This is a genomic window from Caulobacter sp. SRI_008, from assembly GCF_057586355.1.
This window is the reverse complement of record NZ_JBYCZS010000011.1, coordinates 139143-154965: the sequence shown is the minus strand read 5'-3', so window position 1 is coordinate 154965 and position 15823 is coordinate 139143. Positions and strand designations below refer to the sequence as shown.

14 protein-coding genes are annotated in these 15823 nt (G+C 70.2%); 4 read left to right on the top strand and 10 right to left on the bottom strand.

The window, feature by feature from the left end; translation table 11 throughout:
- The first annotated feature begins 101 nt into the window (after nt 1-101).
- Entirely contained in the window at nt 102-842 is a 741-nt protein-coding gene (locus AC2YHT_RS12085; RefSeq protein WP_487290016.1) for a LytTR family DNA-binding domain-containing protein, read from the top strand.
- Here the strand turns inward: AC2YHT_RS12085 and AC2YHT_RS12080 are convergent.
- Both AC2YHT_RS12080 and AC2YHT_RS12075 read right to left on the bottom strand, forming a co-directional pair.
- Nucleotides 839-2122: an ankyrin repeat domain-containing protein gene (locus tag AC2YHT_RS12080; RefSeq protein WP_487290014.1), complete on the bottom strand. Its 1284-nt coding sequence runs from the start codon at nt 2120-2122 to the stop codon at nt 839-841. The two genes, AC2YHT_RS12085 and AC2YHT_RS12080, sit on opposite strands and share 4 nt — an antisense overlap.
- A gap of 75 nt (nt 2123-2197) precedes the next feature.
- Entirely contained in the window at nt 2198-2800 is a 603-nt protein-coding gene (locus AC2YHT_RS12075) for a hypothetical protein (RefSeq protein ID WP_487290012.1), read from the bottom strand.
- A gap of 153 nt (nt 2801-2953) precedes the next feature.
- Here AC2YHT_RS12075 and AC2YHT_RS12070 point away from each other — a divergent pair, with 153 nt between their 5' ends.
- Nucleotides 2954-3394 carry a DUF6334 family protein gene (locus AC2YHT_RS12070; protein WP_487290011.1) on the top strand — a complete coding sequence of 147 codons (441 nt, stop codon included), beginning with the start codon at nt 2954-2956 and terminating at the stop codon, nt 3392-3394.
- On the opposite strand, the gene AC2YHT_RS12065 is transcribed toward AC2YHT_RS12070, so the two are convergent.
- The 3 genes from AC2YHT_RS12065 to polA all read right to left on the bottom strand — a co-directional run bounded on the left by AC2YHT_RS12065 (nt 3395) and on the right by polA (nt 9590).
- A complete protein-coding gene (locus AC2YHT_RS12065; RefSeq protein WP_487290009.1) occupies nt 3395-4333 on the bottom strand; it encodes a hypothetical protein in 939 nt (312 codons plus the stop codon).
- Between the two features lie 133 nt (nt 4334-4466).
- Nucleotides 4467-6365 carry a methyl-accepting chemotaxis protein gene (locus AC2YHT_RS12060; protein WP_487290007.1) on the bottom strand — a complete coding sequence of 633 codons (1899 nt, stop codon included), beginning with the start codon at nt 6363-6365 and terminating at the stop codon, nt 4467-4469.
- A gap of 315 nt (nt 6366-6680) precedes the next feature.
- Nucleotides 6681-9590: a DNA polymerase I gene (gene polA, locus AC2YHT_RS12055; RefSeq protein WP_487290051.1), complete on the bottom strand. Its 2910-nt coding sequence runs from the start codon at nt 9588-9590 to the stop codon at nt 6681-6683.
- Nucleotides 9591-9858: 268 nt separating this feature from the next.
- Between polA and AC2YHT_RS12050 the strand changes: the two genes are divergently transcribed.
- Nucleotides 9859-10053, top strand: a complete 195-nt coding sequence (locus AC2YHT_RS12050) for a hypothetical protein (RefSeq protein ID WP_487290005.1) — start codon at nt 9859-9861, stop codon at nt 10051-10053.
- A gap of 175 nt (nt 10054-10228) precedes the next feature.
- Here the strand turns inward: AC2YHT_RS12050 and AC2YHT_RS12045 are convergent, their stop codons facing one another.
- From AC2YHT_RS12045 to AC2YHT_RS12025, 5 genes are read right to left on the bottom strand one after another with little or no spacing between them, the layout of a single operon-like run.
- Nucleotides 10229-11725, bottom strand: a complete 1497-nt coding sequence (locus AC2YHT_RS12045) for a sensor histidine kinase (protein WP_487290003.1) — start codon at nt 11723-11725, stop codon at nt 10229-10231.
- A 9-nt stretch (nt 11726-11734) separates the two neighbouring features.
- Nucleotides 11735-12469 (bottom strand): TVP38/TMEM64 family protein, encoded by a 735-nt coding sequence (locus AC2YHT_RS12040; protein ID WP_487290001.1) that lies wholly within the window; start codon nt 12467-12469, stop codon nt 11735-11737.
- Nucleotides 12466-13533: a quinone-dependent dihydroorotate dehydrogenase gene (locus AC2YHT_RS12035; RefSeq protein WP_487289999.1), complete on the bottom strand. Its 1068-nt coding sequence runs from the start codon at nt 13531-13533 to the stop codon at nt 12466-12468. Before AC2YHT_RS12035 ends, AC2YHT_RS12040 begins: the two co-directional genes overlap by 4 nt.
- A complete protein-coding gene (locus AC2YHT_RS12030; RefSeq protein WP_487289997.1) occupies nt 13530-13874 on the bottom strand; it encodes a DUF952 domain-containing protein in 345 nt (114 codons plus the stop codon). Before AC2YHT_RS12030 ends, AC2YHT_RS12035 begins: the two co-directional genes overlap by 4 nt.
- Complete coding sequence (locus AC2YHT_RS12025; protein WP_487289995.1) at nt 13871-14389, bottom strand: SixA phosphatase family protein; 519 nt, start codon at nt 14387-14389, stop codon at nt 13871-13873. Before AC2YHT_RS12025 ends, AC2YHT_RS12030 begins: the two co-directional genes overlap by 4 nt.
- Before the next feature lie 249 nt (nt 14390-14638).
- Here AC2YHT_RS12025 and metX point away from each other — a divergent pair, with 249 nt between their 5' ends.
- Nucleotides 14639-15796, top strand: a complete 1158-nt coding sequence (metX, locus tag AC2YHT_RS12020; protein ID WP_487289993.1) for a homoserine O-acetyltransferase MetX — start codon at nt 14639-14641, stop codon at nt 15794-15796.
- The last annotated feature ends 27 nt before the right edge of the window (nt 15797-15823 follow it).

The window sequence follows — 15823 nt, the reverse complement described above, 5'->3', positions numbered from 1 at the left end:
AGACCGCTTTAGGAGCCCGCCGGGCCGTGCCTCAATCGACGTTACGCCAGCCGACGGCCCCGCTTCGCCAATCGCCGCCGGGCGCCGTTCACGCTTCGCGAATGGCGGTCCTCGTCGCCCGTCACGGGCGAGGCTTCCTGGTCGCGGGGATCGCCGGCGTGTTCCTGGCCCTGGTCGGCGCGTTCGGCACCGGCGACGCGCCGCTGGGGATCCGCATCGCCTACTGGCTGGTGCTGTGCTGGTCGGGCGCGGCGGCGGGGGCGGGCGTCAGCGCGCTCGTCCAGAACAGCGGCCTGACCGAGCGACGACCGTTCGTCGGCGGCGTGGTCATCACCCTGGGCGTGGCCTTGCCGGGCACGGTCTATGTCTGGGCGGTGTCGAGCCTGCTGTTCGGCCAAGTCCCGCACGCGGCGACCCTGCCGCGCTTCTTCCTGCCGGTGCTGGTCATCACCGCGGCGATCACGGCGCTGAACTTCCTGACCACCCGCCAGCCGGTCGAGACCCACGCCGCCGCGCCCGAGGCTCCGCCGCCGCGCTTCCTGGAGCGCCTGCCGGCCAAGCTGCGCGGCGCGACCCTCTACGCCGTCGCCGCCGAGGACCACTATCTGCGCCTGCACACCTCCAAGGGCGAGGACCTGATCCTGATGCGCCTGTCCGACGCGGTGGCCGAGCTGGAAGGCATCGAGGGCGCCCAGACCCACCGTTCGTGGTGGGTGGCGCGCGAGGCGGTGGTCGAGGCCAAGCGCGGCGACGGCCGCGCCACCCTGACCCTGGCCTCGGGCGCCGAGGTCCCGGTCAGCCGCGCCTACGCCAAGGCCCTGCGCGAGGCCGGCTGGTTCTAGCTGGCCGCGCCGCTCGTCCGGCGCTCGGCCAGCAGGGTCTGCAGGCGCGTCCAGCCCTTGTCGGCGGCCCGCTGATCGATCGAACCTGCGGCTGGCGCGCCGCTGGGGGGCGGCCCGACGGCGGCGCCGCCTTCGACGAGGACGACGGCCAGATCCTCGGTGTCGGCCGCGTCCAGCGGCCTGAAGCCCTGGCTGTCGCGAACGTTAGGGTCGGCGCCTCGCCGTAGAAGCAGGCTTGCGACAGCCGCCGACGTGACCCGATGCAGCGGCGTGCGGTTTTGCTCGTCACGCGCGGCGGGGCTGGCGCCGCGGTCCAGCAGAAGCTTCGCCGTGGCCAGGGCCTCCTTCTCGGACGCCCAATGCTCGCACCAAAAGGCGTTCGGCGGCGTCGCGGTGAAATCGAAGCGGGCGCCCGTGTCGAGCAGGGCGTCCAGCATGTCCGGCCGGCACCCTCGCGCGGCGGAGGCCGCCAGCCGCGCACGCGCGGCCGGGGTGACGCTGTCCAGGGCGCCGGCGGCGATCAGGATCCTGGCGGTCTCGTCGCGCCGGTTGTCCAGGGCGACGGCCAGGGGCGTCGCCGCAGCGGGGTCGTATCGTTCGACGCGGGCGGCGCGGTCTATCGGAAAGCCCGCGGCGATCAGCGCCCGCATGGCGTCGGGCGAAAGCGACCTGGCGGCCTGGACGACCAGCCTCTGGCCGCCGATGGAGCGCGGATCGATCCCATGCTCGCCGAAGAGTTCGAGCGTGTGGTCGTCGGCGGTCAGCCAGCGGCGGGGCGAGGCGAGCTGGTCGACGCCGACGGCGATCTCGCCGAACGGGGCCGGCGCGCGAGCGCCGAACAGCCTGGAGCCGCGGGAGCTCACGCACTTTTCCCGCACGCCCTGACGAAGGCAGACGGTCGTCGTGTAGTCGCCGCCCAGGAAGGCGCTGTAGCGGGGCCGCAGCCAGCGGAAGCGGGAATTGTCGACAAGGGCGAAGAAGGCGGCCACCCGTTCGGGAGGCGGCCGATAAACGTGTCGTCCCGGCAGCAACACCTCGGGGTCGCCTTCGAACACGACCTCGCCGCCGCGATGGATCTCGACCTTGTGGACTTGGGTCGGGTCGCTGCTGTCCTCGTAGGCCATGAAGACGACGTCCGGCGCGCCGAGCCCCGCGACGGGCGGGGTGTTCCGTCCTTGCCGGATCAGCAGGAAGGCGACGAGGACGCCGATCGCCAGGGCCAGACCCAGAAGGGCGAGGCGCACCTTCGGGTCGCCGAACACGGCGACGGCGGGCTTCATCGCCGGCTCAGCCGGCCTCGGATGGTCTTCGCTCACTTCGCCCCCGACGGATCGGGGCAGAGGACAGCCAAACCGCTAGCTTTGCAATCCACGCTTGAGGCCGCGCAGCTTGAACGCCGTGAAGACGATCGACGAGATCAGCGCCAGTTCGCCGGCGTTGCCCAGCCAGAAGATCCCGCTGCCGGCGGCGGCGAACATCGCCAGGGCGCCCAGGCACAGCCACGGCAGCTTCTCGCGCCGCCAGAGGATCGCGCCGACCCCGATCAGCACCACCACCGTGACGATCGAGGGGATGGGCGGACTGGCGTGGGCGTAGGCGTAGCGCAGGGTGCCGGCGTATTCGCGCACCTCCAGGCTCATGTGCACCAGGTCGGTCCAGACGCCGACGGCGATCAGCGCGGCGGTCAGCACCCACACCCACAACCGGCGGCGCAGTCCGGCGACGCCGAACACCACCAGGATCAGCATCGGTGTCAGCACCGCGTGGGCGACGTAGCGCGGGATCGACAGGTTGCGCAGCAGGTCGCCAGCCCCGATCGAGGATCCGGCGGCGATGATCAGGTTGTCCCAGCACAGCGTCGCGGCGATCAGGGCCAGCAGCCATATGCGCAGCGAGCCGGCGAAGGCGGCGGCGGCCAGCATGCCGGCGGCCAGCAGCCAGAACACGATAGGGATCACGGGGCGCTCCGTCCGATTCGTCAGCTGGGACAGTAGAGCCCCATCGGGCGCGGGGGGCGGCGGCAATGGGAGTCGTCGCTACACGGTCACGGGCGTCATGCCGACGGGGCGACGGCCTTGAGGCGTCCGGCGACGCGTGCGACCTCATGGGGCATGACGCGCTTTCCGCCCAATCCTCACGACATGCTGCGGTTCGACTGGGAGGCGGTCGAGGGCGTGCGGGTCTCGGCCGTGCTGGCTTACGAGACGCCGGCTGAACCGGGCGAGGACGCCGGCGCGCCGGGCCAGTGGGAAAAGATCGCCTTCGTGCTCGATGGAGAGGCGGTGGTCGTCTCCGTCGATTTCGACACCGACCAGCTGTTCGTCGAGCGCCTGCCGTTCGACCCAAAGGCCCCGCTCTGGGTTCCGCCGCCGGCGCTGGCCTATGCTGTGGGCCAGCGGTTGGGTTGGGCCTGGGAGGTCCGCAACTATCGCGGCTATCTGGACGGCTTCATCCTGGCCTTCGGGGCGGACGAAGACTTGAGCGCGACCCTGGCGCCGCGTTGCCTGCTGCTGGGCGTCGCCTCGCGGATCGAGATCCTGGCGATCGGCTGATCAGGGCGTTTGGGGCGTCAGATCCCGGAGATCGCCGCACGGCAGCTTGCGGGCGGGGCGGACGGTCCCGTGCGGCTTGCACAGGGCCTGCAAGCGGCACATCGCCGGCATATAGGCGCCGACCATGCTACTCTCGTTGAAGCGGACGCTTTCGTCAGCGCCGCCAAAATCGCGGATCTCGCTGGCCGGGGGCAGGGCGCTGATCAGCAGGTGGCGCATCTGCTCGATCTTCGACATCCCGGCCGTTCGTCCGCGTTCAGCCAGGATGTAGTAGCGGAAGTCGCGGCTGAACTCCTTTGGATCGGTCATCTGCGCCGCCGGCAGGGACAGGTAGAAGTCGAAGATCGCGCCGCCGGGAAGCTGCTCGGGGTCGTATTCGTACGGATGTCGAAGGCTTTCGCCGCTGGACCGGGCCAGGCGGATCTGGTCGCGGTTGTCCCACCGCGTCGCCGCGCCGAAGACCGCGCAGATCTGCTTCTCGGTCGAGCCCACCGACATCCAGTCCGAGCTTTTGAAGCTCTCTTCGCGAAGGGGCGCAGTGCCCTCGCAGGAGGCCGCCACGAGGGTGGCCTCCACGGTCTTGGGCGCATCGGCCAGGTCTTCCGGCAGGCCGAACGCCTCGTAGGGGATGTGGCTCTTCTGGGTGTAGCCCTTGACCAGGCGGGCGACGCAGTCGCGCTCGCAGCGCCGGACCGCGTCGGCTTGCAGCGGATAAGGCTTGCCGGCGACCTGCAGCACGATGGGTCCGCCGTCGGGGCCGCCGTTCAGGATCCAGTCCTCGCGCATGCAGACGGGCGTCTTGCTCGAGGCCTCGAACTGCAGCGAGATCACGCCGTGCTGGGGCTGGTCGACCACAGTATGGGGCAGGATTTCCGGGACCGGGCCGGATGAGGCGAGCGCGAAGGCGGAAAGCACCAGTCCGATCATCCGCAGTCGCATTCGACGCCCCCCGACACCATCCGGTCCGCCTTGGAGACCGGTGTTCGTGTCGTGGTTTAGATTGCCGCGTCACGCAACGAAAAAGGGCGGCCCTCGTGGGCCGCCCTTTCCGTCAGTGCCTGAGCCTGTCGGCTCAGAATTCTTCCCACTCCTCGACCTTGGTCGCGGCGGCGGTGGCCGCGCCGCCGGAGCGGCCCGGGCGGACGAAGGTCTGGGCGCGGGCCTGGGCGGCATGCACCGGGCTGGGCGCGGCGGCCGGCGCGCGGATGGCGCTTTCGCCGCCGACCCGGAAGCGGCCGACCAGGGCGGCCAGCTCGCCGGTCTCACCCTTCAGCGAGTGGGTGGCGGCGGTGGCTTCCTCGACCATGGCGGCGTTCTGCTGAACCACCTGGTCCATTTGGTTCACGGCGCTGTTGACCTGGTGCAGGCCGGTCGACTGCTCGGTGGCCGAGGCGGCGATCTCGTTGACCAGGCTGTCGATGGTGGCGACCTGGTCGACGATGCGCTGCAGGGCCTCGCCGGTCTGGCCGACCAGGGACACGCCCGAACCGACCTGCTGGGTCGAGGTCGAGATCAGGGTCTTGATCTCCTTGGCCGCTTCGGCCGAGCGCTGGGCCAGGGCCCGCACTTCCTGCGCCACGACCGCGAAGCCCTTGCCGGCGTCGCCGGCGCGAGCCGCTTCTACGCCGGCGTTGAGGGCCAGCAGGTTGGTCTGGAAGGCGATCTCGTCGATCACGCCGATGATGTTGCCGATCTGGCCCGAGGACTGCTCGATGCCGGCCATGGCGCTGACGGCCTGGCTGACGATCTGGCCCGAGCGTTCGGCGTCGGCGCGGGCGGCGGCGACCACGCTGGAGGCTTCCTTGGCGCCGGCGGCGGTCTTGCGGACCGTGGCGGTGATCTCGTCGAGGGCGGCGGCGGTCTCTTCCAGGCTGGCGGCCTGCTGCTCGGTGCGGCGCGACAGGTCGTCGGAGGCCTGGGCGATCTCTTCCGAACCGGCGCGGATGCCGCCGGTGGCGCCGTTGATGCCGCGCATGGCGTCCTGCAGGCGGCCGGCGGCGGCGTTGAAGTCGGACTTCAGCTGCTCGGCCTTGGGCGCGAAGTGGGCGTCGATGCGGTAGGTCAGGTCGCCGTCGGCCATGGCGCCCAGGGCCGAGCCCAGGGCCTGGATGGCGATGCGGTCGGTCTCGGCCTCGGCGGCCTTTTCGGCTTCGCGTTCGGCGCGTTCGCGCTCGGTGCGGGCGGCGGCGGCGGCGGCCTCTTCTTCCAGGCGCAGCTTGTGGATGGCGGCGTCCTTGAAGGTGGCGACGGCGCCGGCCATCTCGCCGATCTCGTCCTTGCGGCCGGCGGCGGGCACGGCGACGGTGTTGTCGCCGGCGGCCAGGCGGCGCATGGCGGTGGTCATTGCGGCGACCGGCGCGGCGATGCCGCCCGTCAGCATCAGTCCGCCGGCGATGGCGACGGCCAGGACGATGGCGATGCCGATGGCCAGCACCAGGGTGTTGCGCAGCGAGGCGGCGGCCTGGGCTTCGGCCTGGGCGGTGACCACGGCTTCGGCGTCGTCGGTGATGGCCTGGATGGCGTCTTCCACCGGCTCGACGGCCTTGTCGGCGACGCCGTCATGCTTGACCAGATCGATGGCCTGGGCGCGGGTCGCCGGATCGGCGCCCAGTTGCTCGGCCGGCTCGATGGCCATCTTGCGATAGTTGGCGTAGGCGGCCTCGACGGCGGCGATGCGGTTCAGGTCGGCCTCGTCGGCCCCCGCCAGCTTGCGCAGATCATCGAGCGCGCCGAGGAACTTCGGCTTGTGGGCCTCTTCCAGGCGCTTGACGTAGTAGTCGTCGCCCGAGAGCAGGAAGCCGCGCAGCGAGTTTTCCTGGCGGGTCAGGCGGAAGGCGGCCGTATCAGCGGCGCGAAGACTCTGCTGGGCGAGCGTCGACTGCTTCACCGAGGCCTCGTAGACCTCCTGGTTGACGTAGAGGGTAACACCCATGGCCAGGATCGCGGCCAGCATCACGCCGAACACGATCATCAGCTTCTGAGGGATCTTCAAGTCGCCAAACCGCACAGCCCGCCTCCAAAGTTCATTCCCGACATCTGTGCCTGTGAGCACATGTCACGACGGAAGCTCTGGCGAGTTCGCGGTTTCCACGACATTAACCGTACTGTGGCGGAACGTCGCACCCTCGAGACTGAAAATGTCAGCCATTCGCAGCTGGCTCGACCTGCGGATACTCAGGATTGCGCTGCGTATGGGGTTACCGCTGATAATACAACGCCCGCTCCACCTGGGGCGGAGCGGGCGTGCGACAAAGGCGCAGTGAAGTTTTTTGCCTGCGACGTCGAATTAGTGGGCTTCGTCCCAGTTGCTGGCGGCTCTCGCCTCCACCGTGAGGGGAATGGAAAGCGCCACGGCCGGCTTGGCCGCGCCCTCCATCACCCGGCGGGCGAGCGCGCAGACGGCCTCGGCCTCGGCTTCCGGGGCCTCGAAGACCAGTTCGTCGTGCACTTGCAAAAGCATGCGCGCCTCGAGGCCCGCCTCTTCCAGCGCGCCCGGCATGCGCACCATGGCCCGGCGCATGACGTCGGCGGCCGCGCCCTGGATCGGGGCGTTGATGGCGGCGCGTTCGGAGAACTGCCGCTGGCCCACCGACTTGGCGTGGATGTCGGGGATGTTGATCTTGCGGCCGAAGATCGTGGTCACGTAGCCGTGCTCGCGCACGAAGGCCTTGGTGGCGTCCATATAGGCCTGGATGCCGGGGAAGCGCTCGAAATAGGTCTTGATATAGGCCCCGGCCTCGCCCTGGCCGATGCCCAGCTGGTTGGCCAGACCGAAGGCTGAGATGCCGTAGACGATGCCGAAGTTGATGGCCTTGGCCCGGCGGCGGATCAGCGGGTCCATGCCCTCGATCGGGGTGTCGAACATCTCCGAGGCCGTCATGGCGTGGATGTCCAGGCCGTCGCGGAAGGCCTTCTGCAGCTGCGGGATGTCACCGATGTGGGCGAGGAGGCGCAGCTCGATCTGGCTGTAGTCGGCGCTGATCAGCACCTTGCCCGGCGCGGCCACGAAGGCCTTGCGGATCTTGCGGCCTTCCTCGGTGCGGACCGGGATGTTCTGCAGGTTGGGGTCCGACGACGACAGGCGGCCCGTGGTGGTCGCGGCCAGGGCGTAGGAGGTGTGCACTCGGCCCGTGCGCTCGCTCATCGCGGCGATCAGGTTCTCGGTATAGGTGCCCTTCAGCTTGCTCAGTTGGCGCCAGTCGAGCAGCACGCGCGGCAGCTCGTGGCCTTCGTTGGCCAGGCTTTCCAGCACGTCGCTGTCGGTCGACCACTGGCCGGTGGCGGTCTTTTTGCCGCCCTTCATCGACATTTCGCCAAACAGCACGTCGCCGATCTGCTTGGGGCTGCCCAGGTTGAACGGGCGGCCGGCGAGCTTCTGAGCCTGCTCCTCGAAGTCGGCCATGCGCAGCGAGAATTCGTTGGAGAGCCGGCGCAGGGTCTCGGGATCGACGCGGATGCCGTCGTTCTCCATGGTCGCCAGCACGGCCGGCAGGGGGCGTTCCAGGGTCTCGTAGACGGTCAGCAGGCCCTCGGCCGCCAGGCGCGGGCGCAGCACGTTGTAGAGCCGCAGGGTGACGTCGGCGTCCTCGGCGGCGTAGGCCGTCGCCTTGTCGAGGGCCACGTGCTTGAAGCTGATCTGGCTCTTGCCGGTGCCCGCCACTTCCTTGAAGGAGATGGGCTTGTGGCCCAGCCACAGCTCCGACAGCTCGTCCATGCCGTGGCCGTGCAGGCCGGCTTCCAGCACGTAGCTGATCAGCATGGTGTCTTCGATCGGGGCGACCTTGATCCCCCGGCGCAGCATCACGGCGATGTCGTACTTGGCGTTCTGGGCGACCTTCAGCACCGAAGGGTCTTCGAGCAGCGGCTTCAGCGCGGCCAGGGCGTCTTCCTCGGAGATCTGCTCCAGCTTGGCGGGGGCTTCGAAGATCAGGCCGCCGTCCTGGGCCTTCTCCTCGTGGCTGACGGGGATGTAGCAGGCCTCGCCGGGCGCGATGGCCAGCGACACGCCGCACAGGCCGGCGTTGGCCGACGACAGGGCGTCGGTCTCGGTGTCGAAGGCGACCACGCCCTTGGCGCGAGCCTTGTCGATCCAGACCTGCAGCGTCGCCAGGTCGCGCACGCAGACGTAAGCCGCGGTGTCGATGGCGACGGGCTCGGCCACCGGGCTGGCCGCGGCGCGGGCGGCGGCCGAGGCGTAGGAGACGGTGGTGACCGGCGCGGTCACCTGCTTGTCCGAGGGGCGGACGTCCAGGCTGCGGGGCGCGGCCGCGGCGTTGCCGTCGCCTACGCGCCTGGCAAGCGTGCGGAACTCCATCTGCTCGAGGAAGTCGGCCAGCACGGCCTTGTCCGGCTCGCGCACCACCAGGTCGTCCAGCGGCTCGGGCAGGGGGGTGTTGCAGTCCAGGGTGACCAGGGCCTTTGACAGACGGATCTGGTCGGCGAAGTTGATCAGGGTCTCGCGACGCTTGGGCTGCTTGATCTCGCCGGCCCGGGCCAGCAGCGTGTCGAGGTCGCCGTATTCGGTGATCAGTTGGGCGGCGGTCTTGATGCCGATGCCGGGGGCGCCGGGAACGTTGTCGACGCTGTCGCCGCACAGCGATTGCACGTCCACGACATGCTCGGGATAGACGCCGAACTTCTCGAACACCTCGTTTCGGCCGATGCGGACGCCCTTCATGGGGTCGAACATCGAGACGTTGTCGCCGACCAGCTGCATCAGGTCCTTGTCGGACGAGACGATGACCGCCTCGCCGCCGGCGTCGCGCGCCGCGCAGGCGTAAGCCGCGATCAGGTCGTCGGCCTCGTAGCCCGGCAGCTCGATGGCCGGCACGCCGAAGGCCCGGGTGGCGTCGCGCACCAGTGGGAACTGCGGGATCAGGTCTTCCGGCGGCGGCGGACGGTGGGCCTTGTACTGGTCGTACAGTTTGTTGCGGAACGTCTTTTCCGAGTGGTCCCAGATCACCGCCAGGTGCGTGGGGGCGTCGCCCTGCATGTCGCGCATCAGCTTCCACAGCATGTTGCAGAAGCCCTGCACCGCGCCGACGGGCAGGCCGTCGCTCTTGCGGGTCAGGGGCGGCAGGGCGTGATAGGCGCGGAACAGATAGGCCGAGCCGTCCACCAGGAAGAGGCGCATGGTCGGACCGTCCTGGGTGAGGGGACGGGTCTGGGCGGAATCGGGCGCGGCGACGTCGGTCATGGCGGCGAACATAAGGGGTCCCAGGCGCGCCGGAAACCGCGTTGACGCACAGCCCATGGCGACGCTTTGCAACCATCGTTCGCCCAAATAAGGCGAGATCGCCCTTAAGGCGCCCCAGGCTGGACCTGTGGACGGTTTAGAGGCAAAAGCGCGTCCGCCTCTCCGGCGGACCACGTGCCGCATGGCGCGCCCGGGAACCGACGGGCATGTCTGCGACTTGGTTTCAGTACGTAAAAGCGCCCTCCCCGACGCGGATACCTTTTTGACCATGACCTTGAAGAAGACCATCGCCCTGGGCCTTGGCCTGGGAACCTGCAGCCTTGTCGTCGCCGCCGTGCTGGCGACCGGGACCTTCAGCCCGCCGCCGGTTTCGGACCATCCGACCAGTGAACCGGTCGAGCTCCGCGCGCCCCTGGCGCCGGCCGAGCAGGGCGCGCCTCTGCCCAAGCAGTACGTGGTCTGATGTCGCATCCCTCTCCCCCTTGCGGGAGAGGGTGGCCTCGCGGAGCGAGGTCGGGTGAGGGGTTGAAAGCCCTCGCCGCTGCGACGGCCTGCCGGCTGGATGCGGTGTCGCAGGTCTGAGAGACCCCTCATCCGTCGGCCTTCGGCCGCCACCTTCTCCCGCAAGGGGAGAAGGGTCAGGGCTTCGACTTCGCCGCTTCCGTTTCCTCGGCCGGCGCAGGCTCCGGAACCCCCGCCAGCGTCAGGTCGAACACAGAGCCGCCGGGGCCCGTCTCCACCAGCGCAAGATCCCCGCCGTGGCCCTGGGCCAGTTCGCGGGCGATGGCCAGGCCAAGGCCCGTGCCGCCGCGGCGCACCGATCCCACGAACGGCTGGAACAGGTTGGCCCGCGCCCGCTCGGGCACGCCGGGGCCGTCGTCCGACAGCCGCAGGTGGCTCATGCCGTCGACGCGGCGCAGCTCAACGAACACCCGGCCCTTGCCGCCGCGATCGGGCGCGCCCTCGATGGCCTCGCGGGCGTTGCGCAGCAGGTTGGTGAGGATGCGGTGCAGCTGGTCGGGATCGGCGATCACCAGTTCGCGCGGGTCGATCACCGTCTCCAGGGCCACCCCCTTGGGCGACAGGCCGGAGTCCTCGGCCGCCATCTCCAGCGCCGCGCGCAGGGCCACGGTGCGCGATACCGGGGCCGGCTCCTTGGACTTGCCGTAGGCCATGACGTCGCTGGCCAGGGTGATGGCGCGGTCCAGAGCCCGCTCCAGGCGCGGCAGGGCCTGGGCCACCTTGGGATCGCCCAGAGCGGCCAGGCGGTCGGACGCCATCTGGGCGCTGGTCAGCATGTTGCGCAGGTCGTGATTGATCTTGGCCACCGCCTCGCCCAGGGCCGCCAGGCGGGCCTTGGCCTGGAGGGCGGTGCGCAGGTCGGTCTGCATGGCGTCGAGCTCGGCCTCGGCGCGGCCGATCTCGTCGCGGCGGCGCGAGACGACGACCCGGGCCTCGGGATCCTCGGGATCGGCGCGGAACCGCTCCATGGCCTTGGTGATGCGCTGCATCGGCCGCACCAGCAGGAAGTTCAGCGACAGGTAGATCAGGCCCCCGGCCAGGCCCGCGGCGAACAAGGTCACGCCCGCCAGGCGCCAGAAGTTGGCGATCAGATAGGCCTTCAGCGGGGCGTCGGGCAGCACGATCTCGACGAACTCGGCCTCCTGGCGGAAGCGCGGCTCGGCCATGACGCGCACCAGGCTGCCCGGCTTGCTCTTCAGGGTGAAGAACGGGGCGGCCAGCCACGAGCCGGAGTTCTGGCGGCGCAGGTCGACCAGATAGGGCTGCTCGATGCTGCGCGGCTCGGTGGGCAGGACGAGACGCCGGGCGCCGTCGACCTGCAAGGCCACGATGACGACGCCGGCCTGGTCGAGCAGGCGCTGGGAGACCTGGTCGGTGACCCGGCGCTCGGGATCGGCGTCGGCGATGGTCGAGGCCAGTTCGGCGGCCCGCACCCGGTCGAGCAGCCACTGCTTTTCGAGGTCCGCCAGGGCCGGCGGCAGGATGCAGGCGCCGGCCAGGAACACGAAGAGGGCGGTCAAGAGCAGCAGGCGCGCCGACAGGCCGCCGGGCCACGGAAGGCGTCTTCCGGGCGGCTTGTCGGGTGCGGCGGGCGGCGTGACCGGTTCGGCCATGTGTCTGGGTTACTTCACGTCGGGGGCCGGGGCAACGCGGCGCCTGCGCGCGGTCTTCCAGAGCGGCGGGATCAGCGCCAGCACGCCCAGGCCGACGATCGGCAGATAGATACGCGGCGAGGCCAGGGTGGACAGGGTCACCGGCTCTCCCGTGGCGAACAGATGGCCCAGGCCCGAACCGATCCCGGCATAGATGAACGAGCTCGGCGCCATGCCCAGCACCGAGGCCAGCAGATAGGTGCGAAAGGGGATGCGCATCAGGCCCGAGGCGACATTGACCAGCAGCAGCGGGAAGGCCGGGATCAGCCGCAGGGTCAGGAGGTAGGAGAAGGCGTCGGCCTTGAAGCCTTCCTCGATCCTGGTCAGCAGGGCGCCCGGCTTGCGGCGCAGGAAGTCGCCGAAGGCGGTGCGGCAGGCGGCGTAGACCACGGTCGAGCCGCCGGTCACGCCGGTCAGGGCCAGGGCGCCGCCCAGCGGGCCGAACAGAAAGCCGCTGCTCAGCGACAGGATCAGGGCCCCGGGCAACGAGACCGAGACGGTGGCCACATAGACCAGCACGAAGATCACGGCGCAGCGGGCCGGATGCTGGTGGGCGAAGGCCTGCAAGGCCTGGCCCTGGGCCTGGAGGGTTTCCAGGGAAAGCTTGCCGGCCAGGCCCGACCCCAGAGCCACGGCGAGCAGGATCGCCAGAACCGCGAGCGGTCCGAAGCGTCTCAGCCAGGCCAGGCTCTGGTCGGGATTCATGCGGTCCCGATCGCCTCGGAAACGCTGGCGAAACCCTCGGCGCGCAGGCGGGCGGCCAGGTCCTTCTTGATGCGGACGACCAGGCCCGGCCCGCCATAGACCAGGGCCGAATAGAGCTGCACCGCGCAGGCGCCGGCCTTGATCTTGGCCAGGGCGTCGGCCCCGCTGGCGATGCCGCCGGCCCCGATCAGCGCCAGGCGGCCCTTGGCGGCGGCGTGGAACTGGGCCAGCACCGCGGTCGAGGCGCCCAGCAGCGGCGCGCCGGACAGGCCGCCGCCCTCGCCCTTCTGCGCAGACTTGAGGCTGTCGGGGCGGGCGATGGTGGTGTTGGAGACGATGATCCCGTTCAGGCCCTGGGCCAGCACGGTCTCGACGATGGCCTCGACCTCGCTGTCCTCCAGGTCGGGCGCGACCTTCAGGAAGATCGGGTAGTCCGCGCCGCCCTTGGCCAGGCCCGCGCGGGCCTGCGCGATCCGGCCCAGCAGTTCCTCCAGCGCCGCTTTGGTCTGCAGGGCGCGCAGGCCCGGCGTGTTGGGCGAGGAGATGTTGACGGTGAAATAGTCCGACAGGCCCCACAGACGGGTCAGGCCCGTGACGTAGTCGCCGATGCGGTCGTCGGCGTCCTTGTTGGCCCCGATATTGGCGCCGAACACGCCCAGGCGGTCGGCGTGGGCGTGCTTGCGGGCCGCAAGACGCGCGGCGAAGGGCTCCAGCCCCTCGTTGTTGAAGCCCATGCGGTTGATCACCGCCTGGTCGTCGGTCAGGCGGAAGAGGCGCGGGCGCGGATTGCCGGCCTGGGCCAGGGGCGTGACCGTGCCGGCCTCCACGAAGCCGAAGCCGGCGGCCAGCATGGCGTCGGGAACCTCGGCGTTCTTGTCGAAGCCGGCGGCCAGGCCAACGCAGTTCGACAGCTGCAGGCCCGCGACGCTGGTGGCCAGGATCGGATCGTCGACGCCGCCGTCGCGCGGACCCAGGCCCCACTTCAGGCCGCGGATCGCCCAGCCGTGGGCGTCTTCGGGGTCCAGCGCGTGCAGGGCGCGGGAGGCGATGTCGTGCAGGCTCATGCGGAAAGGTCGCCCAGTTGCGGCACGCCGTCGGCGTCGAGGGGGATCGGCTTTTCCGAAACGGCTTCGGCCGGCGAGAGGCTGCGGAACAGGTGCGGGAAAAGCGCCCCGCCGCGCGAGGCCTCCCACTTCAGGTCCGTGCCCAGGGCGTCGGCGTCGAAACCGACCAGGAGCAGATCCTCCTGGTCGCGGAAATAGAGGGCGGCGGTTTCCTGGGCCTGGCCGGCGGCCGACAGGTGGATGAAGCCGTCGGCGTGGTCGATGGGGGCGCCGTCAAAGCGGCCGGCCGCCTTGGCCTCGTCCCAGAGGGCCTTGGGCAGGATCTTGTAGACCAGGGTCATTCGCCGCCGTGCCCGCCGTGTTCGGATGCGTAGAAGACGCGCGCCAGCCGCGGGGCGCCGGACGCGTCGATGTCGAAGACCGCCGCCGTGGCGGTGGGAAAGCGGCCGCGCAGCTTGGAAAGCTCGCCCGCGTCGGCCTCTGCCTGATTGCCCAGGGCCAGGCGCAGCGACAGGTCGTGCAGGCCCGGATTGTGGCCGACCACCATCACCGTGCCGGCGGGCGCGTCGGCCTCGCGCACGGCGGCCAGAACCTCCTGGGCCTCGGCGTGATAGAGGCTCTTGTCGATTTCAGCCTTCGCGCCGGGAAAGGCGCCGGCGGCGGCGTCCCAGGTCTCGCGGGTGCGGCGGGCGGCCGAGACCAGCACCAGGTCGGGCGACAGGCCCTCCGAAGCCAGAGCCGAAGCGATCAGCGCCACGTCCTGGCGGCCGCGCTCGGCCAGAGCGCGCTCGAAGTCTCCGCCCTGGGCGGCGTGCCGCTCGGCCTTGCCGTGGCGCATCAGGATCAGACGGTCCATGGCGCCCTCCATAGAGCCTGTCCGCTTCGGATGGAATCATCCGAAGCGGATAAACAGGCTCTACGACAAACTAGTGGAGCGCGGCAGGCGCCGAAACCGGCAACCACTTTCGGCTGCCGCGCTCCGCGAGCGGTTTCGAAGCGGGGCAAATGGCGAGAAACGCCGTCTCGACGATCTCCTCATACGGGGCCGGGAGCCTGGCGCAAAGCGCATGGTTGACACCTTCGCCGACAGGCGGTCCAAGGCGACATGGCCGATCTCGACCTGGACGTTTCCGCGCCGCTCGGCGGCGGTGTCTGGCGCTTCCCCGCCGACCGTCCGCTGGTGCTCGATTCAGGGGCGAAGATCGCCGGCCTGGAGATCGCCTACCAGACCTATGGCGCGCTGAACGAGGACGGCTCCAACGCCATCCTGATCTGCCACGCCCTGACCGGCGACCAGTACGTGGCCGGGGCCAATCCGACGACGGGCAAGCCCGGCTGGTGGACGCGGCTGGTGGGTCCCGGCAAGCCGATCGATCCGGCCCGGCACTTCGTCATCTGCTCCAACGTCATCGGCGGCTGCATGGGCTCGACCGGCCCCGCCTCGACCAATCCGGCGACGGGCGAGCCGTGGGGCCTGTCGTTCCCGATCCTGACCATCGCCGACATGGTGCGGGCCCAGGCCATGCTGATCGACGCCCTGGGGGTCGACACCCTGCTGGCGGTGGTCGGCGGCTCGATGGGCGGCATGCAGGTGCAGCAGTGGGCGGCCGACTATCCGCAAAAGCTGTTCAGCGCGGTGATCGTGGCCTCGGCCTCGCGGCATTCGGCCCAGAACATCGCCTTCCACGAGGTGGGCCGCCAGGCGATCATGGCCGATCCCGAATGGCGCGGCGGGGCCTATGCCAGCCAGGGCGCGCGGCCGGAAAAGGGCCTGGCCGTGGCGCGGATGGCCGCCCACATCACCTACCTCTCCGAGCCCGCCCTGCAGCGCAAGTTCGGGCGCGAGCTGCAGCGCGACGGCCTGTCCTGGGGCTTCGACGCCGACTTCCAGGTCGAGAGCTATCTGCGCCACCAGGGCGCCAGTTTCGTCGACCGCTTCGACGCCAACTCCTATCTCTACATCACCCGGGCCATGGACTATTTCGACCTGGCCGCGCCGCACGGCGGGGTGCTGGCCAACGCCTTCAAGGCCGCGCGCGACGTGCGGTTCTGCGTGCTCAGCTTCACCAGCGACTGGCTCTATCCGACCTCGGAGAGCCGCCACATCGTCCGCGCCCTGACCGCCGCCGGCTGCCGCGCGGCCTTCGCCGAGATCGACAGCGACAAGGGCCACGACGCCTTCCTGCTGGACGAGCCGGTGATGGACGCGGCCCTGACCGGGTTCATGGCGTCGGTGGAGCGGGAACGGGGGATCGGGCGATGAAATTGATCTGCGGCGGACATCTCCTCC

What these genes read in the sequence shown, in the direction of transcription:
- AC2YHT_RS12085 (WP_487290016.1), top strand. Translation starts at nt 102, where the DNA reads ATGGCGGTCCTCGTCGCCCGTCACGGGCGAGGCTTCCTGGTCGCGGGG.
- AC2YHT_RS12080 (WP_487290014.1), bottom strand. Translation starts at nt 2,122, where the DNA reads ATGAAGCCCGCCGTCGCCGTGTTCGGCGACCCGAAGGTGCGCCTCGCC.
- AC2YHT_RS12070 (WP_487290011.1), top strand. Translation starts at nt 2,954, where the DNA reads ATGACGCGCTTTCCGCCCAATCCTCACGACATGCTGCGGTTCGACTGG.
- AC2YHT_RS12065 (WP_487290009.1), bottom strand. Translation starts at nt 4,333, where the DNA reads ATGCGACTGCGGATGATCGGACTGGTGCTTTCCGCCTTCGCGCTCGCC.
- AC2YHT_RS12060 (WP_487290007.1), bottom strand. Translation starts at nt 6,365, where the DNA reads ATGATCGTGTTCGGCGTGATGCTGGCCGCGATCCTGGCCATGGGTGTT.
- polA (WP_487290051.1), bottom strand. Translation starts at nt 9,590, where the DNA reads ATGACCGACGTCGCCGCGCCCGATTCCGCCCAGACCCGTCCCCTCACC.
- AC2YHT_RS12050 (WP_487290005.1), top strand. Translation starts at nt 9,859, where the DNA reads ATGACCTTGAAGAAGACCATCGCCCTGGGCCTTGGCCTGGGAACCTGC.
- AC2YHT_RS12045 (WP_487290003.1), bottom strand. Translation starts at nt 11,725, where the DNA reads ATGGCCGAACCGGTCACGCCGCCCGCCGCACCCGACAAGCCGCCCGGA.
- AC2YHT_RS12040 (WP_487290001.1), bottom strand. Translation starts at nt 12,469, where the DNA reads ATGAATCCCGACCAGAGCCTGGCCTGGCTGAGACGCTTCGGACCGCTC.
- AC2YHT_RS12035 (WP_487289999.1), bottom strand. Translation starts at nt 13,533, where the DNA reads ATGAGCCTGCACGACATCGCCTCCCGCGCCCTGCACGCGCTGGACCCC.
- AC2YHT_RS12030 (WP_487289997.1), bottom strand. Translation starts at nt 13,874, where the DNA reads ATGACCCTGGTCTACAAGATCCTGCCCAAGGCCCTCTGGGACGAGGCC.
- AC2YHT_RS12025 (WP_487289995.1), bottom strand. Translation starts at nt 14,389, where the DNA reads ATGGACCGTCTGATCCTGATGCGCCACGGCAAGGCCGAGCGGCACGCC.
- metX (WP_487289993.1), top strand. Translation starts at nt 14,639, where the DNA reads ATGGCCGATCTCGACCTGGACGTTTCCGCGCCGCTCGGCGGCGGTGTC.